This is a genomic window from Cryomorpha ignava (assembly GCF_010686655.1).
Taxonomy (GTDB): Bacteria; Bacteroidota; Bacteroidia; order Flavobacteriales_D; family Cryomorphaceae; genus Cryomorpha; species Cryomorpha ignava.
On sequence record NZ_JAAGVY010000050.1, the window covers coordinates 1 to 21,739 of the forward strand.

General features: G+C 38.7%; 19 protein-coding genes. 8 read left to right on the top strand and 11 right to left on the bottom strand.

The window, feature by feature from the left end; genetic code table 11:
• Positions 1-198: 198 nt before the first annotated feature.
• From G3O08_RS17795 to G3O08_RS17840, 11 genes are all read right to left on the bottom strand, one after another.
• Positions 199-1,902: a T9SS type A sorting domain-containing protein gene (locus tag G3O08_RS17795; RefSeq protein ID WP_163286809.1), complete on the bottom strand. Its 1,704-nt coding sequence runs from the start codon at positions 1,900-1,902 to the stop codon at positions 199-201.
• Between the two features lie 237 nt (positions 1,903-2,139).
• Positions 2,140-2,643 carry a hypothetical protein gene (locus G3O08_RS17800; RefSeq protein WP_163286810.1) on the bottom strand — a complete coding sequence of 168 codons (504 nt, stop codon included), beginning with the start codon at positions 2,641-2,643 and terminating at the stop codon, positions 2,140-2,142.
• A gap of 300 nt (positions 2,644-2,943) precedes the next feature.
• A complete protein-coding gene (locus tag G3O08_RS17805; protein WP_163286811.1) occupies positions 2,944-3,672 on the bottom strand; it encodes a phospholipase D family protein in 729 nt (242 codons plus the stop codon).
• Between the two features lie 135 nt (positions 3,673-3,807).
• Complete coding sequence (locus G3O08_RS17810; protein ID WP_163286812.1) at positions 3,808-5,037, bottom strand: McrC family protein; 1,230 nt, start codon at positions 5,035-5,037, stop codon at positions 3,808-3,810.
• 454 nt (positions 5,038-5,491) lie between these two features.
• Positions 5,492-6,319 carry an McrB family protein gene (locus G3O08_RS17815; RefSeq protein ID WP_163286813.1) on the bottom strand — a complete coding sequence of 276 codons (828 nt, stop codon included), beginning with the start codon at positions 6,317-6,319 and terminating at the stop codon, positions 5,492-5,494.
• Positions 6,320-6,631: 312 nt separating this feature from the next.
• The gene (locus tag G3O08_RS17820; RefSeq protein WP_163286814.1) at positions 6,632-7,327 is read right to left on the bottom strand and encodes an HNH endonuclease; all 696 of its coding nucleotides are present in this window, start codon (positions 7,325-7,327) and stop codon (positions 6,632-6,634) included.
• A 57-nt stretch (positions 7,328-7,384) separates the two neighbouring features.
• Positions 7,385-7,519, bottom strand: coding sequence for a hypothetical protein (locus tag G3O08_RS21590; RefSeq protein WP_262888989.1), 135 nt, complete (start codon positions 7,517-7,519; stop codon positions 7,385-7,387).
• Between the two features lie 31 nt (positions 7,520-7,550).
• Positions 7,551-8,066 (bottom strand): hypothetical protein, encoded by a 516-nt coding sequence (locus G3O08_RS17825; RefSeq protein ID WP_163286815.1) that lies wholly within the window; start codon positions 8,064-8,066, stop codon positions 7,551-7,553.
• A 104-nt stretch (positions 8,067-8,170) separates the two neighbouring features.
• On the bottom strand, positions 8,171-8,533 hold the full coding sequence (locus G3O08_RS17830) for a hypothetical protein (protein WP_163286816.1): 363 nt from the start codon (positions 8,531-8,533) through the stop codon (positions 8,171-8,173).
• A gap of 90 nt (positions 8,534-8,623) precedes the next feature.
• Positions 8,624-9,271, bottom strand: coding sequence for a heavy metal-binding domain-containing protein (locus G3O08_RS17835; protein WP_163286817.1), 648 nt, complete (start codon positions 9,269-9,271; stop codon positions 8,624-8,626).
• 119 nt (positions 9,272-9,390) lie between these two features.
• Entirely contained in the window at positions 9,391-10,230 is an 840-nt protein-coding gene (locus tag G3O08_RS17840) for a hypothetical protein (RefSeq protein WP_163286818.1), read from the bottom strand.
• A 322-nt stretch (positions 10,231-10,552) separates the two neighbouring features.
• Here G3O08_RS17840 and hsdR point away from each other — a divergent pair, with 322 nt between their 5' ends.
• The 8 genes from hsdR to G3O08_RS17880 all read left to right on the top strand — a co-directional run bounded on the left by hsdR (position 10,553) and on the right by G3O08_RS17880 (position 21,735).
• A complete protein-coding gene (hsdR, locus tag G3O08_RS17845; protein ID WP_163286819.1) occupies positions 10,553-12,922 on the top strand; it encodes an EcoAI/FtnUII family type I restriction enzme subunit R in 2,370 nt (789 codons plus the stop codon).
• A 2-nt stretch (positions 12,923-12,924) separates the two neighbouring features.
• On the top strand, positions 12,925-13,725 hold the full coding sequence (locus G3O08_RS17850; protein ID WP_163286820.1) for a hypothetical protein: 801 nt from the start codon (positions 12,925-12,927) through the stop codon (positions 13,723-13,725).
• Positions 13,726-13,728: 3 nt separating this feature from the next.
• Positions 13,729-15,168 (top strand): class I SAM-dependent DNA methyltransferase, encoded by a 1,440-nt coding sequence (locus G3O08_RS17855; RefSeq protein WP_163286821.1) that lies wholly within the window; start codon positions 13,729-13,731, stop codon positions 15,166-15,168.
• A complete protein-coding gene (locus G3O08_RS17860; RefSeq protein ID WP_163286822.1) occupies positions 15,169-16,938 on the top strand; it encodes a restriction endonuclease subunit S in 1,770 nt (589 codons plus the stop codon).
• A 92-nt stretch (positions 16,939-17,030) separates the two neighbouring features.
• Positions 17,031-17,825 (top strand): thymidylate synthase, encoded by a 795-nt coding sequence (locus tag G3O08_RS17865; protein ID WP_163286823.1) that lies wholly within the window; start codon positions 17,031-17,033, stop codon positions 17,823-17,825.
• Positions 17,822-18,871 carry a DNA cytosine methyltransferase gene (locus G3O08_RS17870; protein WP_163286824.1) on the top strand — a complete coding sequence of 350 codons (1,050 nt, stop codon included), beginning with the start codon at positions 17,822-17,824 and terminating at the stop codon, positions 18,869-18,871. Before G3O08_RS17865 ends, G3O08_RS17870 begins: the two co-directional genes overlap by 4 nt.
• Before the next feature lies 1 nt (position 18,872).
• Positions 18,873-19,955: an HD domain-containing protein gene (locus G3O08_RS17875; protein ID WP_163286825.1), complete on the top strand. Its 1,083-nt coding sequence runs from the start codon at positions 18,873-18,875 to the stop codon at positions 19,953-19,955.
• Positions 19,939-21,735 carry an ORC-CDC6 family AAA ATPase gene (locus G3O08_RS17880; protein ID WP_163286826.1) on the top strand — a complete coding sequence of 599 codons (1,797 nt, stop codon included), beginning with the start codon at positions 19,939-19,941 and terminating at the stop codon, positions 21,733-21,735. Before G3O08_RS17875 ends, G3O08_RS17880 begins: the two co-directional genes overlap by 17 nt.
• Positions 21,736-21,739: the final 4 nt, after the last annotated feature.

Below are 21,739 nucleotides of genomic sequence, written 5' to 3' on the forward strand. Positions count from 1 at the left end.
AATGTAACGATCCACCGCAAAATCAAAAGTATCAGGGGGTCCTTTTTTGAAAAACGCGAATATTGGACCGGGAAGTCAGTAGAAGCCGCTATTTTTATGCAAATTGAAATCGTTTAGGACAGTATTGGTTTTAAACAACAAAACCTTAACTTAATGACATTAGACACATGCCAGGCGTGAGCGGGGAATCAATCCTTCCTATTCGTATACCACCAGCTTACTACTAAATACCTTCGTACCATTTGAAATTTGAAGAAAATAAATACCCGCACTCAATTCATTCGGTAGCGAAATTAGGGTAGCCCCATTCCTTAAATCCATATTTTTCCCTAAAAATACCACCTTGCCATTGGGATGAATCAATGAAACATTACCAAATTCAATTTCGGATGTTTCAATGACCAGTTTTTCAAGATTAGAAATTGGGTTGGGATACATTTTAACGTCGGCAGGTTGAAGATTTCTTACAGATGTGGCACTTCCGAATAATCCATCCGTATTAAAGCCATGCATCTTTAAATCCCAATTGTCGGTATTGGCATGCTGAGCCCATACCGCTATTACCTGGTCATTCTCATTGACCCTAATCACCGGGTTCACCTGCTGGTAACCCAATTCAACTAGCGAAATTGCGAGTAAAGGTGGATCATATACCATATCGCCGGTGCCGTCTATTCTGGCTACGTTAATAATATCATCAATTCCATCCATCGGTACCATAACATCGTTAGAGGCGGTCAATTCTAATTTATCGATTTGGCCCGTTCCGTCTGAACTATATTCCACCCCATCAATGGTCCAGGGAAGCGAACCGTCAGAGAGAACCTTTTGCAATCTCCATCTCACATTGGCCCCATAGTTAAAGTACAAATTGCCATCAAGGTCAGTAAGTACATCCACTCCTTCTATGTTATTGGTCGGTTCGGCAAGCAATACATCTTCCGCCGCCCACAGTTTATTGCCATTGATATCAATCAACTGCCCCTTTTCTTCCATATAGTCATTACCGAAGGGGATCAATGATGATATATTATAAACCAGGTAAACGCCTGCAGCCGGGTGAAATGCCGAATTGAGGAACCCGAAATTATATCCATTTCCAATTGCCGGAGTCCCCTGAAAATACATACCCATTGATGCGCCATCACCAAGCGTTTCATTCGGCCATAGCCTGGTGCCATTCTCATCCAATCGCATGCCTCTGATTTGATATTCCTCATCAGTTGTATTGATAAGTATGCCAAAAGCAATCAGACCACCTTCACCATCGGTATTCATGGAGTAGTTGTCACCGTTTAAAGTAACACCATTTGGAAACAAATACGTGCGCCACAATACAGAACCTTCGGAACTAACGCGATAGGCATAAATACCCATAAATTCACCGTTGCCGGTATATCGATCATAACACGTTATGAATACTCCGCCGTCTCCATCCAGTATTATTCGGGGATAGTGCTGCTCCCCCTCACTGGTTCCTACTTTAAGATCGTCGGCACCCCAAAGCTTATTGCCATCGGGATCTATTCTATTGGCATAGATAAGTGGGTTAACCGGGTTTCTATAATCTGTCCATGCCATTATAACACCATCCGCATTGTCAGAAATCATAACAGTCTTTGGATTTCCACTCTCTGTGGGGTTTTGGATAATATTGTCCCAAAGAATTACGCCTGTACCGGTTACTCTGGCCAGATGTATTACATAGAGGCTATCGCTAATAATAGCAGTATAGGTAACATACCAACTGTTATCCGGCCCCGGTTCAATCAATACATTATATTTTTCCCCTTCACCACTTGCCAATGTAACAGTCTCACCCGGTTCCGTACCCCATTGGCAGTGGCCTGGAAGCGTAAATAGAAAGCTGGCGACAAAAACGAATAGAAGAATTTTTTTCATAAGAACGGCTTTAGGGAATGTAAGATACTAAAATTTCTGTAAGTGATTTTGTTTATCAAATCACATTTGCAATAGAATTTGGGATTGAAGGAAGTCAACCAACTATTCGTTCTCTCTACTTTCTACTGTATCATAAAAAGACAGCGTGCAGCTTCTTCCTGAGCGACAGAAAGTCTACCAACTCATGAAGGAATATCAAAGTGAAAAACCTGTTGAGATGACTATGTAAATTCATTTTTACTCGACGTAAGTTACCTTAAACCATTCTTCCAACTGTCGATAATCAGTATTACCCAAATCAATATCCCATTTTTCGCAAATTCCAGTTGTTTTTATCTTGTTACACTCAAAACAAATTTCGATAAAACCAATTAAATGATTCTGAATATCGAAGAATAAAATTCCATTTCTGGGAATATAGCAGTCTGAAACTACTTCTATCCTATCAGGGTCATTGTCGTTTAATAAGATATCCATGACAGCCTGATAATCCGATTTGTGAACCTGTTTTTGGTTGACCACCTTTTCTTCATCAATACTCATTCCATCAATAACAGTAAGATATCTGGCCCCCCTAACAGTATCCCAGGTATTGGTGCTCCCGTTGAGTTTATAAGTATTCCTTTCGTAAGGTGCAATTTGGGCGAAGTGAATCCATTCAAATTGCTGTTTTGTATTCTGACCACATAATGATGCTATTGAACTAAACACGGATACCACAAACAATAGAACCAATCTCATATTTTTATTTTCTTCAATCAATGGTTGTTCATTTTTACTGCCAGATGCTAATCCAAATTGTGCCCGTAACTAAAATTTCTTATAAGATTTACTTGGACTACGAAGATAATAAATGTGATGTAATAGATACCCCAGCATTGCAACTTAGTGCAACGATCTCATGACCGCAGGGAATAAACGCAGGGAAGTGGAAATTTTGATAGAAGGTGGTGTGAGCGCCGGAGCTGGGATGTCAATTCAATTATGAGAGCGTACGACTAAGTTTTCTTAAAGAATTTTAGTGGACTTCACTCTGATTTACTACATACTTCTATATCGCGTTTTTGTCTTTTTAGGCTTCCCTTTAAAGCAATCTAAGCATAGTGGATAAAACATACTTGTTGGCTCGTCATTACCACAGCTATGACAAGCGTACTCCCGGTAATCGGGATTGTTATAGCAAGACCATATTTCATAGCAACTATAACAATAAGGTTTTTCCGGATTTAGCGGGATATCGGTCGAACATCGAATGCATACACCTGATGTATTTTGGACACTTTTAACCGCCGGATTGTTTTGGTGATACTCTTCACGTCTTTCAATCTTATTTTTAAACAACTCTCTAGGTTCGGATGATTTTATGATGGACTGAATTTCTATGACGGCATCGTTATACACATCTAAATCATCTTTCCGCGATATCAAAACGCCCATTTCCCGATTGTTTTTTTCACTAAACTCATACATATTCATTGAAGTGATAACCATCTCTGATTCATTCAGGTAGCATTTCGCATGGAGATTGTGAGAGTAATAAAGATTAAGGTTTGGCATTCTGCTAAGCGACTGTTTCTCATTCGACTTTAATTCATCCTTACCATAAATAATGTGAATTTTGACTCCACGGTTTTCTGCATCACAAAGCCTCTCAATAAAGGTTTTAGAAAGTTGTAGATAAGGAGAAACAAGAACTAACTGCCTTTTTGAACCTGAAATAAGCTGCTCAATATGATAAGCGGTTCCGTGTGTTGTAAGAAATTTTGCCATGAGTTAATAAATCAATAAATTCAAATGTAATAATTATACGAAAATCACTTGCATCCATGCTTTCCTCCATAGCTGTACGCATAAAATTTTATAGGGTTCTTTAAAATATTTAATAATACTAATGCTTTTCTAATATTATAATCGTGCAGCTACCAATACCTCCAATAACTTTTCTCCTATTCGCTTATCAAGGTTGCCATCAGTATCGAGAACGCTTATTTTTAAGATGCCACAGGAATGATCAGGGAAGTGGAATTTTTGATAGTAAGCATTGTGATTCCCAGACCCAGGGTAAAGCAGTATCGAAATAGTTGACTTCCAATGATCGTTGTAAACATACATCTGGCGCAGGTCATGGATGGCAGGTTTGTTTTGTTCGATTTGCTTCCACTTAGTATCTATGATGATTTTGGTTTCGTCGTTTTGTGAAATGACAATATCTGGTCGAAGAGTCATACTGCCCCAAAAGGATTTTGATTGCTGGCCAGTAACTTGGTATGTCTTGTTTACAGCGGCTTTTTGCAATTGGATTAAGATATACTCTTCCCACAGGCTGTTCATATCAAACAAGAGAGCGAGCATACGTTCTGAACCGGAAGATATGTTTGGAGCGTAATTGAGAATGATCAACCTGGCAATTTCAAGTGCCTTTTCATAAGGCATGGATTTGCGGTTTAGTTTTAGCTTGTCGAATGTTGCGGCGTTGCATCTTATTTCTGAAACCTCCGGAAAATCGAGTTGTACGCTTTTGCATTTTGGGTAGATGTAGCTGCCCTTTGAGAGCTGTTCGATTATCTGTAGTGCCTGGTTGAGAATTTGGTGGACTTGATGATCCTTGTCGTAAATCTGATGGGTGGTATAAAAACGCTCTTTGTGAATCAGGTTTTTGGAAATATGGCCGGCAAACTCCAACTTACCTTTCAGAGCGGCTACATTCTTGGTTTCCTTGTAGTATTTTTTGATCAATCCCTGCCTGATCAGGGTTTCAACTTCGCGAAGGAACCAATCGAAATAAATGTCAAGCAGATGGATGTTTTGTTTGCTGACGTGTGCCTGGCCAACCTGATTTACTTTTAGCTTTCTTGTGCTTCGAAGCATTTGGATAAGGACGTTGCGCCAAACTGTGGTATTGTCGGATAGTTGATCGGCTTTTGGTAAAACCTCAATAGTCAGGGTATCGATTTGAACCACGCCTACGTATTGCGAAAACTTGATGCCTTTATGGACTAAGGTGAAGTATTTGTTGTCATGAAGCAGGTTGAGCTCTGCGAGTGCGTCAAATTGCTTTTGAGTGAAGGGCACACCGTTGTAGTCTCTGCCGTAGTAGAGGGTTTGGTGTTCGAAGACTTGGATGACCTTGTTCATTTTGGGTGCTTATCCATTTATAAACCAATTTAAATTCGAGTTCAAATCGCAACTCCTGCGCACGCCCCAACCCTGAAGGGCGCTATCGCACACATTATGCAAAAGATGGAGATTCATCCATTTAAACTCCACACCGTGAAACCGCATCGCTAAGTTCAAGCCCGAGTGAGCCCTTGCATTCCTCTCGTCAAAAAGCATCGCCGGATGCAAGAAAAGCGCGACAATATCCCGCCATTTAGAAAACATGTTAGTAAAGTGATCAACGAATGGGTGAAATTTCCTCAAATAGATACTATAATTATTCGGTGGTGGAACCTGTGCATTGGCTCTCCCCTTCAGGCGATGTGCTGAGCTTGTCGAAGTAGGCTGGGGGCGCGCGCGGGAGTTCAAATCCAAACAATTCATTGCATCTGTGAACGGTTTGTTTGAAAAAATTAGTACAACCATCAGATCGCTATCCTAAGTTTTCATTTCCGCCTAAAAGAGTAAGAACAGCTTCTTCAATACCCCCAATATCTTCAACCAGTTTACACAGTGTTACATTCTCAGGGCGGTCGATGCCATGGAAGCTCGGGAATTTTATCTCGTGATTGGTTGTTACGGTTACAAAACTAGAACCGAGAATTAGGGCTATCTTTTCGTAATCGTGGTAAAAATATTCCTGCAGCAACGGGATGACTTTATTTTTAAAAACTTCTTTCAGACCTTCGGTATCGCCACTTTGTAAATTCATAAAGTAAGAATGACCAATTGTGTGATCTCTATCCAATAAAAATTCAATGCGCTCATTGATAGTTTGTAATACTTCATCCAGATTGAACCCATCAAACTCAATATCTTCGAGAAGTGACGGCTTGGGCATCACTTCCAGAAAGCTGAACCTTCGACGCAGGGCGGTGTCTAATGCTTCTACCGAACGGTCGGCGGTATTCATAGTGCCATAAATGTCCACATTGCGCGGTACACCAAAATCTGTTTTTGAATACGGAAGCCTGACTCTTATTTCGTTTTCTTCACCCAGGCGCTTATCAGGTTCAATAAGGGTAATGAGTTCTCCGAAAATGGCCGACACATTCCCACGGTTTATTTCATCAATAAATATGGCATATCTGTTATCCGGATCGCTTTGGGCTCTTATGCACAATGCTTTGAATACGCCGTTTTCAATTCCGTAACCTACATCGGCCTTTTCGGCTTCTGTGTTTAGTGTAGGCTTTATGCCTTCAATAAAATCTTCGTAGCTAAAGGATTGGCCATTATTTATTTTTTGATGGGTAGCCATCAAATAAACCAAAACCAAAAAGAATAATCGCTAAGGGGGTCAACATGCTCCAGAATAGTTTTTTAATTAGCTATCTTCTTTTTAAGAAGGGGTCCGCATGCGCCAGAATGACAGATGCCAAAAAGATGGGCTTTTAGGGGGTCAGCTTAGACCAGTATATCCAAATAGCCACCTATCGCAATGCGTAAAGAAGAGAAGCATAAAATGGAGCGGTAGATATCAGCTTAGGAAAAATGTTAGATAGATGTTTTGAAGACACTAAGGAAAAGTGAAACACAAAGCCACGTATGAACTTGAACATTCTAATTTGAACTAACTAATAACATAAACAGAGGGAGCACTAATAGAACGAGCTTGAATCCTGAACCGATCCCCTAATTTTGTCATTTCTTCATTAAAATCATAAATTTTACCACCTAGATAAGTCTTAATCCTGATTTTTAAATAATCGTCAATTCTCTCAATTTTAAAAATAAAGTCTTCCTTGTTATGTAATATTTCCACAAAATCTAGACCTGAAGATATTTTAAAAACACTACTGTACCAATAGTAATTTTCAGACATCCAAAATATAAGATGACCTTTTTTATTGAAAAACTTTAAGTTTATTAAAAGTTGACCTTCTTTAATTTCAAAACACAACACTTTTTCACCTTTATAAGTCAGAAAGTTAGGTGAATTCAAATAAAAAATGCCCCCAACTTTAATACGCAGTTGATTAATCGATGTTTTAAAATTCGCAGAAATTCTATCAGATTTAAAATGAGTGGATTTTCTTAATACAAGTTCACTTTTTGATATTTTACCATTATGAGTTTTTGTATGACATATCGGACATAACAGAATTAAATTCTCTATTGAATGTTCTCCACCTTCTGAAAATTCATTTATATGATGTCTTTCTGTAAGCTGAACACCGCACCAAGCACATTCAAAATGGTGTTTTTGATTTACAGCCTGGCTTATCTTTTTTGGGATATATCTTGATTTCTTTTTCTTCGCAGTCATACAGTTCTGTTTATTCCTATCAATCAATATCTTTTTAAAATACACCTACGTTTTTTATTATCCAATAAAACTAGTTTCAATTCTCTCTTGCTGTGACTTTCCCATTTGTAAGAAATCACCTACGTACGCTCCTTTATTTCCAACATCGTAGAGATGCGCAAGAATTTTAGTTATTAATTCTATGTCTGTCATATTTAAAATGGTTTTGCTTAACCCCAATCCATCACTCCGCTTCTACCCCATTCTTGTATTTAACAACACCAATTTCTTCATTTTGGGAATTGTAAAAACGGGTTTTACCATGACGCAAACCATCTTTTATCTTAATTTGCTCTTTAGAATTATTGGCACCAACGATAGTTAATTCACCTTTGAAAAACTCTTCATCAATACTATCATAATATAGTTCGCTAACTAACTTTCCTGATTCGTAAACTTTTGTTGAGTAGGCATTTCCTATAGGGTAACTATATAACCATTGATCGGTTTTCAAACCAGAAGAATATCTTCCTGTAACTAAAATCAAATCACCCACCTGCATGTAAAAGTCGCCTTCTAAAGATCCAAAATATTTGAATAATTCATAGTTGTACGGCTCATCATTATTAACCCTATAGTTATAAGAATAGACTGTATCGGATGATGGATATAGTATTAAAAAAAGTTTGGCAAATAACTTAGTTTTTAGTTTAACTCCAATAATAATCCAGTCGTTAACTTGAGATTTTAAAACTTCCATTTTTGTAAATCTAAGAACTTAAAGTTACGGACGCTGTTGTCGACAGAGTCTTAGTATATTTATTATTATTGACTTATGGAACTTCTTCATTAAAATCATCATCGTCACAAATTAGGCCCACAACCCAAGTTATCTCCATAGGGATCAATATACTTCCAAAATGCTTTCCCGGCACTTTGAGTGTAATTCATAGAATAATTCATTTTAGTGCTTGAGGCTACCTGATAAATATATTCTGTACAACCGTATGAATATTCACTTTTGAAGCAAACAATAGCAAAATAATAGGTATTGTAATCAATCGTCATATCGTAGAAAGTGACCTTTGAAATAGCATCACTATTATAGCTGGAGTAAGTTGATCCATAGCCTTTAGATTTGACGCTGGCCATTATTTCATCACATGATTGGGAACTGACATGGAGGGTTGAAAAAATGAAAATTAAGTAGAGTATAATTCTTTTCATTTTAGAATTTGGTTTTAGTTAGGTTGCAGCCAAATATAAAATGTTATTGCACTATTTCCTACTTTCTGAGCTAAAATTCAGATTATTAATTTAAGGGGCAATAGTGTACCTCAGAAGCCACTTCATCCTCTTATTGATTTTAATAAGTTTATCGAGAAGTTCACCTTTGCCATTTCCCATTATATCTATATTCTTAAGATTAACAGCCGTTCCTGCCATACAAACCATCAAAATACCTTTACCCGATCCCACTTCTGCATAATCAATATCGGTGGCGATGACGGCATTTGCACCCAAGTTTATTGCATTCTTTCTTAGCTGCATGAAACACATATCTTCTCCAGCTTTCAGTTTATTATTGTGCCTGCCTGATTGCGCCCCAAAGATATCGGTAATGGATGATGCAAATTCTGTTATAACACCAGTTCCTGTGGTGGACTGCCCAGTGACCATTCCCACCACTTCATAGTCCCAGTTGAGAGGAGTATGAATTGAAATAATTGGGACAATTCCTATTAATCTTTGGATTTCATTTCCTAAACCATCTCTTTCGGCTAACAATAGCTTAGAATACTTTGGTAATAGCTCTTTAGCGCATTTGGTACAATAACCTTCGCTTTTAGGTTCGTGGTATTCATTTATAATTGCGGCCTCCATTTCGGTATGGAGTGTATTGCTTGACATTAAGCCACTTTTTAGTGAAGCTTCACAATTGGGACAGTTTTTTAATTCGGTCATTAGATGTATATTTATTGGCGATTCTATTGATCATTATTCAGTTAAAAATGCATTCCAGAAAAGTCGGTATTCAACAGATTGATCTCCAATCTCACCCACAAGATGAATATCATTGCAATTTATAGCATTTTACGGCTATGTTGAGAACGTTCTTTCAATATTTCGGCTTTTTGATCACTGTAAATTTCGTTAGTTTCAGGATTCAAATAAGTTATCTTATTGCCGTCAAATCTTTCAATGAGTTTCAATCCATTCTCAAACTCAAGCAGATAACTTAATGTTTTGTTGCTATCTTTTCGCTCCAAATCAGAAACAATCTTTCTCAAATTCTGAATTTGTTTATCCTTTTCAAACATCGCATTATTTAATGCCATGATTTCTTCTCTTGATTCACTATAGTTCCTCTCAAAGCTTTTAATTTCATCTACTCTAATTTTTTCTCTATTACTAAATTCTGCTTTCAAATCTTCAAGAGCTGAGTTGTTCTTTTCCATTGTAGCATCTAATGTAATTTCTAAGTCTCTATTTTTCTTTTGCAAGGCCTCCACTAGCTGATTATGAGAATTTCTTTCTCTGTAGCTAGTTTTAGTTTCTTCTAGCTTTATTTCCCCTATTGCAAGTTCTATCTGATTAGCAATATTCCTTTTTTGCGTTTCTATAACAATTAAATTTCTTTTCAACTGTGATTTTTTTAATAGCCGGTCAAATCCTAGGTTTAAATAAGGGAGTACTAAAACGTAAAAAAGAGCCGCAATTAAAGGAAGCCAAAAAAGCAATATGTAGTTAGAAAAATGTTCTTCAACATACTCTATCCTATTTCCAATTGCGTATGAGGACAGAAGAATATATAAAATTGGTTTCCAGTTAAATAGTAACCAAGAAGTCATAAAAGCACCAATAAATGGGTTTCTAATTCTTTCCTCAGTTGTTTTAAAAAGAGATTGTAAAAATTCTTTCATACCGTGATAATAATGTAGACAATATAAATAAACGAAGAAGCAGTCTTTCTTGATTGAGAGCTTGCTGAACTTCTCAATTATCCCAACAAGTATAAGAAATTAATATTTTAATTTTTCATAAACATGTATCACCGAAATAAACTAGCCAATTCTTATTCTATGAAAATAAATGATAGAGTATTCAAAAATCTACACCCCACCCCCATTTTGTTTCTAAAAATTATCCATTAGCTTTAGCAATTCGATTTGAGAGCCTTAATTGTAGTGAGAAGTTTTCTATTAACCAGCAAACTACAGATGTCCGTCGAGAATAAAAGTAGGCATGAATAAGAAAGACTTAACAGAAAGAGACATTTGCACCAAGTTCATCAATCCGGCGATTGAGAAGGCAGGATGGGACATGAAAAGACAGGTGCGCGAAGAGGTGACTTTTACGGATGGGCGGATTATTGTGCAAGGTAGAATGTACACCCGCGGTCAGCGGAAAAGAGCAGACTATATTCTTTTCTATAAGCGTGAAATACCTATTGCGATTATAGAAGCCAAGGACAATAAGAAACCGGTTGGCTCGGGTATGCAGCAGGCTTTGGAGTATGCCGAAATCCTACAAATTCCGTTTGTGTTTACTTCTAATGGTGACTCTTTTGTATTTCATGACCACACCAACCCCGATGAACGTGAGAAAGAAATCGCTCTGGATGCGTTCCCTTCTCCTGAAGCCTTATGGAAGAAATACCTGGCATATAGAGGCCTTGATAAGCCAGAGGAAATTGAAATCGTAGAGCAAGAATACTACACAGATGACAGTGGCATGAAGCCACGCTATTATCAGCAGAACGCCGTAAACAGAACGGTTGAAGCCATTGCCCAAGGCAAGAACAGATTGCTATTGGTTATGGCGACCGGTACCGGAAAGACATACACTGCATTCAATATAATTTGGCGCTTATGGAAATCTGGAATCAAGAAACGAATTCTCTTTCTTGCCGATAGGAATGCCCTTCTCACCCAGACGAAGAATGGGGACTTCTCCCCTTTTGGTAATGACATCATGCACATTATCAAAAACAGGAAAATTGATAAATCCTACCAAATCTATTTTGCCTTATATCAAGGATTGACCAGCAATGATGAAGAGCGGAATGCCTATAAAGAATTTAGCCGCGATTTCTTCGATCTGATTGTTGTGGATGAGTGCCACAGAGGATCGGCATCAGAGGCATCGGCATGGCGAGAGGTTTTGGATTATTTTGAAGGGGCTACCCAAATCGGAATGACCGCAACTCCTAAAGAGACAAAGGATGTTTCGAATATGGATTATTACGGTGAGCCTATCTACACCTATTCATTAAAGCAAGGGATTGATGATGGGTTTCTTGCGCCATATAAGGTTATCAGGATTGGCACCAATCTGGACGATGGCTGGCGCCCAACGCGCGGCTTGACCGATAAATATGGGCATGAAATTACAGATCGGATTTATAACCTAAAGGACTACGACAGAAAACTTGTCATTGATAATCGGACAAGAATTGTGGCTGAAAAGATTACTGAATTTCTAAAAGCGACAGATAGATTTGCCAAAACGATTGTGTTTTGCATTGATATCGATCATGCCAATAGAATGCGGCAAGCGCTTATCAATGCCAATGCTGATTTGGTTTCAAAACATCCCCTTTACGTGGTTAAAATTACCGGCGACGATGAAGTGGGGAAACGCGAACTAGACAATTTTGTAGATGTTGAGGAACGGTTTCCGGTTATTGCTACTACTTCCAAAATGCTGACTACAGGTATCGATACAAAAATGGTTAAGCTCATTGTATTAGAATCCAATATTGGATCTATGACCGAGTTTAAGCAGATTATTGGTCGAGGCACACGCATTAGAGAAGCCGAAGGGAAATTGTATTTCACGATTATGGATTTTAGGAAGGCCACCAACCTTTTTGCAGATCCGGAATTTGATGGAGATCCGGTACAGATATACGAGCCACAACCCGATGAACCAGTAGTGCCGCCTGATGATCTTCCAATTAATCCGCCTGATGAACCACCAACCGGCGGTGGAGATGGAACTTGCGTTGATCCACCAATCATCGGCCCTGATGGTGGGCCGCCTCCTGAACCAAGAAAATACTACCTCAATGATGTGGAAGTATCGGTTGTTTATGAGCGGGTGCAGTATTATGGCTCTGATGGAAAGTTGATTACCGAATCGCTCAAGGATTATACCCGAAAGAATATCACCAAAGAGTTTTCAAGCCTCGATGGTTTTATCGCTCGGTGGAATGCCAGTGATAAAAAGGAAGAATTGATTCAGGCTATGGCTGAGCAAGGTATTTTTATAGAAGCACTGCGTGAAGAGGTAGGTTATCACATTGATATATTTGATTTGATATGTCACGTGGCTTTTGATCAGCCTGCCACGACTCGCAAAGAAAGAGCCGACAATGTGCGCAAGCGAAACTACTTTGGTAAATACAGCGAAAAGGCAAGACAAGTGTTAAATACGCTGCTTGACAAATACGAGAATGAGGGAATCATTTCTATTGAGCAGGGAGCGGTATTAAAAATTGCACCCTTAAATAAAATGGGCTCTCCTGTTGAACTCGTGCGAGCCTTTGGTAAAAAACAGGATTTTGAGAATGCACTTAAAGAATTGGAAATTGAACTTTATAAAATTGCTTAGTTATGCCTCGATGTAAATTTTCAGAAACTCAATTTGAAAGCTATCATGCTCGTGAATTCGAGAAGGTGTATGGAGGGATTTGTCCACAAGAATTCCCAACAAGAGCTATAGAAGGAAAATGTGGATTTGATATGAAGCATACGGGCAGATTTGCAACATTCTTTTTTCAATACAAAGTACCCGAATACTTAACACAGCCCAGCTATAAATGTAAAAGTTTAAGAGGTGATTGCTTTCATATTAAACTTTCAAATACGGATGGACCGCGTTCTATTGCACAGTTCCAAACATTAAAGATGCTATCTTCAAAAGAACCTCATGTATATTATGTAGCACCTATGTTTGGTACAAATAATGATTTTTCAAAAAAGTACAAGGAAATTTTAGACCACACAGCTTATTTTAATCTTAAGGATACTGGGTTCCCTAAAAACGGAGAATCTGGATTCACAGAATCACACATTCTTTATTATTCAGAGAAATCAAATTATGGATGGCTGTATTCAGATCCTTCTACTGTTCAGACCCTAAGAGCCCCTAAGTTTGAAAGTGATGACTCTAATGAGAGTCTTGGAATGTATATAATTGAACTCAATCAATTTCTCAGATCTATTCTAATAGAGACTGCTTTTACTTCAGAATCTGAAGAGAATGAAACTCTATCTTCGGCCACACTCCTGCGTGAATTGGAAAAGACTATTAATGTCAGCGAATCGAATTCAATTGAGCAAAATATAATTTTAACAGATATTCTTCTAAAGAAATATTTTAATTTGAATTGGTTCATTAAACCAATAATATAAGACATGAGCACAATTACAACAAACATAAAAGGCATCCGCGATACCATGCGGAAAGACACCGGAGTAGATGGCGATGCACAACGCATCTCACAAATGGTGTGGATGCTTTTCATGAAGATCTTTGCTGATAAGGAAGAAGAATGGGAAATAACCATAGACAACTATGAAAGCCCCATTCCGGAAAATCTAAAATGGCAAAGCTGGGCGGCAGACGAAGAAGGATTAACCGGTGATGCCCTTATGGACTTCATCAACAATGAATTGTTTCCGGCGCTTAAGGATCTCGATTTTAGCGATAGCCCACAGGCCAAGATAATCCGTGCGGTGTTTGAAGACACCTACAATTACATGAAAAACGGAACGCTATTCCGTCAGGTGATTAACCAGATTAACGGCATAGATTTTAACAGCTCTACCGATCGGCATTTGTTTAACGACCTATATGAGACGATTCTAAAAGAATTGCAAAGCGCGGGTAGCAGCGGCGAGTATTACACTCCACGGGCAGTAACCCAGTTTATGGTCGATATCATTGATCCGCAACTAAAAGAAACCGTGCTTGATCCCGCTTGTGGTACGGGTGGATTTTTAACATGCACCATAAACCACAAAAGGAAACAGGTAGAAACCGAGAAAGACCAACGCGATTTACAAACCACCATACGCGGGATAGAGAAAAAACCTTTGCCCCATTTGTTGTGCACCACCAATTTAATGTTGCACGGATTTGATGTCCCTGCCGTACGAAGAGATAATTTATTGAGCAAGCCTTATGCCGATTGGGGCGCCAATGACAAGGTGGACATTATCCTTACCAATCCACCTTTTGGAGGGATTGAAGAAGACGGTACCGAAACCAATTTTCCATTAAAGTTTAGAACCAAAGAAACGGCCGATCTTTTCCTGGCTCTCATCATACGTTTATTAAAAAAAGACGGACGTTGCGCTGTGGTACTACCCGATGGCACCTTGTTTGGCGAGGGAGTAAAAACACGCATTAAAGAAGAGCTTATGGAGCGTTGTAACCTCCATACAATCGTGCGCCTCCCCAATGGTGTTTTTAACCCATACACAGGTATTAAAACGAATGTGCTGTTTTTTGAAAAAGGAACGCCCACCAAAGATGTGTGGTACTTTGAACACCCCTACCCCGAAGGCGTAAAGAGCTATAACAAAGGCAAGCCCATAGGCATTAAGGAGTTTGATCTGGAAAAAGCGTGGTGGGGTAACCGTGACGATGAACAATACAGCAGCCATGCATGGAAGGTTTCTGCCGAAGACATTAAAGCCCGTGGGTATAACCTTGATATCAAGAACCCACATCAGGAAGTGGACGATCTGGCAAGCCCCGAAGAGTTGCTAAAAAAGTTCATTGCTTCTGAAAAGCAAATAAGCAGCATACAAGACGAAATAGTGAAAGTTCTAACCGAAGCCCTGAAGTAAATGCAATTATTAGAACATTTCAAAGAACTTACGGTACATCCTAAGAATGCGGAGGAGTTGAAGGGTTTGATTCTTCAATTGGCTGTGCAAGGGAAGTTGACGAAGAAGTGGCGGGCCCTTCGCCAGGCTCAGGGAACGCCAATAGAATCGGCTTCAGTTTTGTTGGAAAAGATTGCTACGGAAAAGGCTGAATTGGTTAGGAAAAAGAAAATTAAGAAGGAGACACCGCTTCCAATAATTACGGAAGGTGAAATTCCTTATGAGTTGCCTAAAGGTTGGAGGTGGTGCAGGATGGGTGAAATAATTAAAATTTCATCTGGAAATGGGTTGACTTCTGCAAATATGGATAAATCCGGAAACGTTCCTGTTTATGGTGGTAATGGTATTACTGGTCACCATAACATTGGAAACATTAATAAAAGGACGATAGTGATTGGAAGAGTTGGTTACTACTGCGGTAGTATTCATTTAACTGAAGAAGTTGCCTGGGTAACTGATAATGCCTTTGTAACCCATTATTCCAAGTCCAACATCGACAGAGACTTTCTTGTTTGGTTGTTAAAAGGAACAAATCTTAAAAAGGACGAAAACGCCACAGCGCAGCCAGTAATCTCTGGGCGTAAAGTTTACCCAATTATAATTGCCTTACCTCCCTTAGAAGAGCAATCTGCCATTGTCAGCATCATCAACCAATTATTCAAAGAAGTAGAACATCTAGAGCATCAAACCAAAGTCCGAATCCAACTCAAGGAAGACTTCATAACATCTGCCTTGCAGCAATTAGCCACAGGAGATACCGCTACCGAATGGAACTTTTTACAAGAACACTTTAAAACCTTTTTTACGGAGAAAGCAGGCGTAAAAAAACTACGTGAAAGTATTTTGCAATTGGCAGTACATGGGAAGTTAACTACTCATTGGCGTTCCGAAAATCCGGATGTAGAGTCTGCTGCAATCCTTTTGGGAAAAATAAAAGCTGAGAAAGCACGGCTTGTTAAGAATAAGAAGATCAAGAAGGAAAAACCGCTTCCTAAAATTACGGAGGGTGAGATTCCTTATGAATTGCCGGAGGGGTGGGTCTGGTGTCGGTTGGGGGAAACCTTGCTTTATTCGGATTCTGGGAAAAGTCCAAATTGTGTAAAAAGACCAGTAGTTGATCAAGAATGGGGAGTTTTAACGACCACTTCGATTCAGCAAAACAAGTTCGTTGAAACTGCAAACAAAGTTTTACCCTTAAATTTGGAGATCAATCCACAACAAATCGTCGAGGTTGGAGACATTCTCATTACACGAGCTGGCCCGATAAATCGAACCGGTATTGCATGTAAAGTTGATGAGATTAATTTTAATCTAATTTTATCAGACAAAACCATAAGATTAAAATACATAGAGAATTCAATATTTCCGGATTTCTTTGTCTCGGCTCTGAATAGTGCAGCTATTAGAGAATTACTTCTTGGTAAAATGATTGGAATGGCATCAAGCCAGGTTAATATTTCTCAAAACAATATTAAAGGGATTTGCTTTCCATTACCTCCACTTGAAGAACAAAAAGTCATTATATCCAAGGTCAATACCTTAATGGCCTTATGCGTTACCTTAGAAAAAGAAATAAAACAAAACACCCGGCTCGTTCAGCAGCTTATGCAGAGTTGTTTGCGGGAGGTTTTTGAGGGGGAAGAGCGGAATGAGATTGAAGAAGAGATTAGAATGGCGGCCGAGCCGGAGAGCGAATATAGAGCACATGGTTCTATTAAAAATAAAAATTAGGTGAATTTTGAGAAATCTTCTAACTTGGACGCTTGATACTTTGTATAAGCCAAAAGATTAATGCGTTGATAATCAGATAATTTAGATTAAAAATGAACCAGTACGAGACTCTACTTAATTATGTCTTAGTAAATGGAACGGATAAATCGGACAGGACGGGTATAGGAACAAGAAGTGTATTTGGTTACCAAATGCGCTTTAATCTACAAGAAGGATTCCCACTCATAACGACAAAGAAGGTTCATTTGAAGGCTATTATTCACGAGCTACTGTGGTTTCTAAGTGGAGACACTAACATAAAATATTTGACGGATCATGGTGTGAAGATATGGAACGAGTGGGCTGACGAAAAGGGTGAACTCGGGCCAATTTACGGTTATCAATGGAGATCCTGGCCTACACCAGATGGACGACATATCGACCAAATATCTAATGTAATAGATACGATTAAAAAGAATCCTGATTCGAGAAGAATTATGGTTAGCGCTTGGAATGTAGCAGACATTAGTCAGATGGCTTTGCCACCATGTCATGCCCTTTTCCAGTTTTATGTTGCTGACGGAAAGCTGTCGTGTCAACTTTACCAACGAAGTGCGGACTTAATGTTAGGTGTGCCCTTTAATATTGCTTCTTTTGCCTTGCTCACAATGATGGTGGCTCAGGTATGTGATTTGCAATATGGTGACTTTATACATTCTTTTGGCGACACGCACATTTACAATAATCATTTTGAGCAGGTAAAGCTTCAGTTACAAAGAGAACCACGTCCGTATCCAAAATTGATTATCAATCCTCAAGTCGATTCGATATTTGATTTTGAATACGATGATTTTCGGTTGGAAGGATACGATCCCCATCCAGGAATTAAAGCACCAATTGCGATATGATAGGTGTTGAGCTTTTTGCCGGTGTGGGAGGAATGTCTTTGGGGGCAACTATGGCGGGCATTGATGTGCGTTTAGCTGTCGAAATAGACAAGCATGCGGCTACCACCTTTTCTCTGAATCATCCGGCAACACGAATGTTGAATATTGACATTTGTGATTTAAAGGAAATAGAATTAGTCAAGAATGGCCAACAAACAGTTCTTTTTGGTGGCCCTCCTTGTCAGGGGTTTTCAACATCCAATCAACGTAATCGAAACAAGGAGAATCCTAATAATTGGTTGTATCTTGAGTTCATTAGGCTGTTAAAGTCATGGGCACCAGATTGGGTAGTTCTGGAAAATGTCAAAGGTCTAAAAGAAACAGAGGGTGGAACTTTTTTAGATTTGATTCTAATTGACATTGAGCAAGCAGGCTACACGGTATCTTATAAAGTTCTAAATGCTGCAGATTTCGGCGTTCCCCAGAAACGGGAGCGTATTTTTGTGGTAGGTTCGCGACATGGTAAGAAATTTGATTTTCCAGATAAGCTAGCAGCGAATAAAGTTTCCGTTAAAGATGCAATCTCAGATCTCCCAAAAATTAGCAATGGGAATGCGATTTGCGCACTGCCATATAGAAGAATTGGTAAATCTGAATTTGTGAAATTATTGAGAAATGGTTCAGATAGAGTGTCAAATAACTTGGTAACCAAAAACTCCGAACTTGTTGTTAAAAGATACTCACATATACCACAAGGTGGAAATTGGGAGAACATTCCTAATGAATTAATGGGCACTTATAAGGATGCTTCTCGGTGTCACACAGGTATTTATAGAAGGCTGGAAGAAGATAAGCCATCAGTAGTTATCGGTAATTATAGAAAAAACATGTTGGTCCACCCAAAAGAAAACAGAGGGTTATCAGTTCGTGAAGCTGCAAGGCTACAGTCTTTTCCAGACTGGTTCAAATTCAAGGGCAGTATAGGTTTTCAGCAACAGCAAGTAGGTAATGCTGTTCCACCTTTGTTGGCCAAAGCCGTCTTTAAACACATAATTGACGCAAGATAGAATGGATTTAGCAGAACAAACATTGGAAGAATGGTTTCTAGAACGGCCTCTAAAGAACATGCCTCATTCTAAGCACGATTACAAATCTGCCTATAAAACACTTGTTAACTATCTTGACACCGAAGTCCATCCAAGCATAAATGCAGCCACTTTATTAATTGAGGCGGGAAACACTGATGGAAAAACTGGGTTTCTAACTGACCACGGACCTGACCATGTAAAGACCGTTATAAACAGAATTTCTCAGTTGCTGAAGGCTGAGAGGTTAAAATTGACCGATTACGAGACTTACCTTCTTTTACTTGCGGTACAATTTCATGATGTAGGGCATGTGACAGGCGGTAGGAAAAATCATGAAGTCAACTCAAAAAATGTAATATCAGAAGTCGCCAAAATGATCGGCAATGACACCGCAGAACAACGAGTGATATGGAATATTGCAGAAGCCCATGGTGGGCAGCCAAAGGACAAGATTTCACTACTACAGCGGCAACAGAATATACTCGGCCAAACAATCCGAACGCAATTATTAGCAGCTCTTTTGAAGTTTGGAGATGAATTATCGGATGATCGGTCACGAGCGATCAGGTATCGATATCTTATGGAAAAGGATGTAATACCTGTATCAAGTCAAGTTTTTCACGAGTATGCAAATGCATTGCATTCTGTTATGATAGATACTACGGGGCAACAAATCCGCCTTGAATATGAAATTTTGTGCGCTAAAGCATTAAAAACCTTTGGGAAAGGGGGCGAGCATGTTTATCTTTTCGATGAAATAGTACAACGAGTGAAAAAAATGCATACTGAAAGAATTTATTGTATGCGCTTCCTCGCTCCGTACATGCAAATTAATCAAATTTACGCCAGAGTAGAATTTTACTCTGATAGTGGGTTTGAAGAAGTTTTTGATGCAATAGATTTTAAGTTTCAGGAAGAAGGTTATCCCGATATTTCTCACTTGAGTATCCCCGAAGTTTGTCCCGATCTCAATAAATGGTGTGACCAAAACGAAAGTTGCGGAGAGAAAATAAAAGAGCAAATAGAAAGTAAAAATAAAAATGGTAATGTCGAACCTATTTGAAAACCCGTTTGCTGTTCAATCTCCGGAGGATATACCCGCAGAGGATGTACGTGATTTATTTGTAGACGTCTTTACAGATTTCTATCATGTTCGTAATCCGGGTCACACTTTTCTTCACGGCCCTCGAGGATCTGGGAAAAGTATGATGTTCAGATATATGTTACCAGATTGTCGCGCTTTGGTTCTTGAAAAACCTCTCTCGCAACATGACTATTTTGCAGTTTACATTCCAATAAAGGCTACCGACTTAAGACTAACAGAAATAGGAAGATTGCATAAACATGCGGATCTTTTAATAAATGAACATTTGTTAGTTATGCATCTCGCGGTAAGATTTTTTATGGCACTTACTGAAGTGGATTTAGAAGAACCAGCACTTGAAGATGTGGATAGCATTCGAAAATATTATGAAGGCCAGTTTAGAAAACGCTTGGTTGATTGTGGCTGGAATGAAGACTTACCTAGTGTAACGAAGGAGTCAAGTTGGCAGGAAATATTTCAAATAATGATGGATGTTTGTGAGTCAGTATTGCTCAGCGTTAAAAACTATCTTAAGAGTTTAGCCCTCACAGAAAGTGTTGTACAATATTCTGGAGCAATAACAGGCTATCTGGACTTTTTATTTCCTTTAATGAAAGATATCAGGAAAATGAACTTCATGCCCAAAGGACCTATTTTCCTCATGATTGATGATGCAGATAATCTTTCTGAGCTCCAAACGCAAATCTTGAACAATTGGGTATCCTATCGAAAGAGTAATGATGTAAGCCTAAAAATCTCAACCCAATTAAATTACAAAACTTGGAGAACGACAACTGGTCCAACGATTGATACACCACATGACTATTCGGAGATAAATATTGGGACTGTATACACTACTAAGAAAGGGAAATATAAGGATCGTGTAAAGGAGATTATAAATAAGCGTTTACAAAAGGCTCATATTGAATTTTCTCCTGAAGAATTTTTTCCTGAGAATATAGTCCAAGAAGATAGAATCAAGGAAATAGCCAAACAATACAAGGAGGATTGGACGGAAAGTGGTAAGGGATTCCGAGCTGGTGATGATGCGTACCGATATGCCAGGCCTGATTACATTAAGAGTTTATCAGGAAAAAGTAAATCTTCATCCACATATTCATACGCCGGATTTGAGCAACTTGTGCATATTTCGTCTGGAATTATTAGGTATTTTTTACAAGCTGCATCATTGATGTATGGAGAGATGAGGGCTAAATCAAAACATAACCTGGTAACTCAAATATCCGCTTCAGTTCAAGATGAGGTTATTAAAGAATATTCTTTTGACTTTTTATCAAAAGAGTTTGATAAATTAGAGATCGATGAGATTCGTGAAGAAGATAATGTGAATTTACCTTTGATGTTAAAAAACTTAATTAATGCATTAGGAGGAGCATTCAGAAAAATATTGATTTCTGGTGCCTCTGAACGCAGAATTTTCTCAATTGCAATCTCTGGTGAACTCAGCAAGGAAGTTATAGAAATATTAAGGCTTGGGGTTAGGTATGGATACTTTCAAGAGTCTTCTATAGGAAATAAGGAAGGCACGGGTAGAACAAGACAGTATATATTGAGTAGAAGACTGGCACCTCATTATAAGCTTGACCCCACAGGATTTAGCGGATACTTATTTATCACAAACGATATGTTAGCTCTTGCTTTGAAGTCACCAAGTATTTTCATAAGAAAGATTGAAGAACGACTTTCAAAAGGTAGTATTGATAATGTTAACGAACAACTAACACTCTTTCAGGATTGATTCG

What these genes read in the sequence shown, in the direction of transcription:
- hsdR (WP_163286819.1), top strand. Translation starts at nt 10,553, where the DNA reads ATGAATAAGAAAGACTTAACAGAAAGAGACATTTGCACCAAGTTCATC.
- G3O08_RS17855 (WP_163286821.1), top strand. Translation starts at nt 13,729, where the DNA reads ATGAGCACAATTACAACAAACATAAAAGGCATCCGCGATACCATGCGG.
- G3O08_RS17800 (WP_163286810.1), bottom strand. Translation starts at nt 2,643, where the DNA reads ATGAGATTGGTTCTATTGTTTGTGGTATCCGTGTTTAGTTCAATAGCA.
- G3O08_RS17875 (WP_163286825.1), top strand. Translation starts at nt 18,873, where the DNA reads ATGGATTTAGCAGAACAAACATTGGAAGAATGGTTTCTAGAACGGCCT.
- G3O08_RS21590 (WP_262888989.1), bottom strand. Translation starts at nt 7,519, where the DNA reads ATGACAGACATAGAATTAATAACTAAAATTCTTGCGCATCTCTACGAT.
- G3O08_RS17870 (WP_163286824.1), top strand. Translation starts at nt 17,822, where the DNA reads ATGATAGGTGTTGAGCTTTTTGCCGGTGTGGGAGGAATGTCTTTGGGG.
- G3O08_RS17805 (WP_163286811.1), bottom strand. Translation starts at nt 3,672, where the DNA reads ATGGCAAAATTTCTTACAACACACGGAACCGCTTATCATATTGAGCAG.
- G3O08_RS17815 (WP_163286813.1), bottom strand. Translation starts at nt 6,319, where the DNA reads ATGGCTACCCATCAAAAAATAAATAATGGCCAATCCTTTAGCTACGAA.
- G3O08_RS17860 (WP_163286822.1), top strand. Translation starts at nt 15,169, where the DNA reads ATGCAATTATTAGAACATTTCAAAGAACTTACGGTACATCCTAAGAAT.
- G3O08_RS17810 (WP_163286812.1), bottom strand. Translation starts at nt 5,037, where the DNA reads ATGAACAAGGTCATCCAAGTCTTCGAACACCAAACCCTCTACTACGGC.
- G3O08_RS17850 (WP_163286820.1), top strand. Translation starts at nt 12,925, where the DNA reads ATGCCTCGATGTAAATTTTCAGAAACTCAATTTGAAAGCTATCATGCT.
- G3O08_RS17820 (WP_163286814.1), bottom strand. Translation starts at nt 7,327, where the DNA reads ATGACTGCGAAGAAAAAGAAATCAAGATATATCCCAAAAAAGATAAGC.
- G3O08_RS17830 (WP_163286816.1), bottom strand. Translation starts at nt 8,533, where the DNA reads ATGAAAAGAATTATACTCTACTTAATTTTCATTTTTTCAACCCTCCAT.
- G3O08_RS17825 (WP_163286815.1), bottom strand. Translation starts at nt 8,066, where the DNA reads ATGGAAGTTTTAAAATCTCAAGTTAACGACTGGATTATTATTGGAGTT.
- G3O08_RS17795 (WP_163286809.1), bottom strand. Translation starts at nt 1,902, where the DNA reads ATGAAAAAAATTCTTCTATTCGTTTTTGTCGCCAGCTTTCTATTTACG.
- G3O08_RS17880 (WP_163286826.1), top strand. Translation starts at nt 19,939, where the DNA reads ATGTCGAACCTATTTGAAAACCCGTTTGCTGTTCAATCTCCGGAGGAT.
- G3O08_RS17835 (WP_163286817.1), bottom strand. Translation starts at nt 9,271, where the DNA reads ATGACCGAATTAAAAAACTGTCCCAATTGTGAAGCTTCACTAAAAAGT.
- G3O08_RS17840 (WP_163286818.1), bottom strand. Translation starts at nt 10,230, where the DNA reads ATGAAAGAATTTTTACAATCTCTTTTTAAAACAACTGAGGAAAGAATT.
- G3O08_RS17865 (WP_163286823.1), top strand. Translation starts at nt 17,031, where the DNA reads ATGAACCAGTACGAGACTCTACTTAATTATGTCTTAGTAAATGGAACG.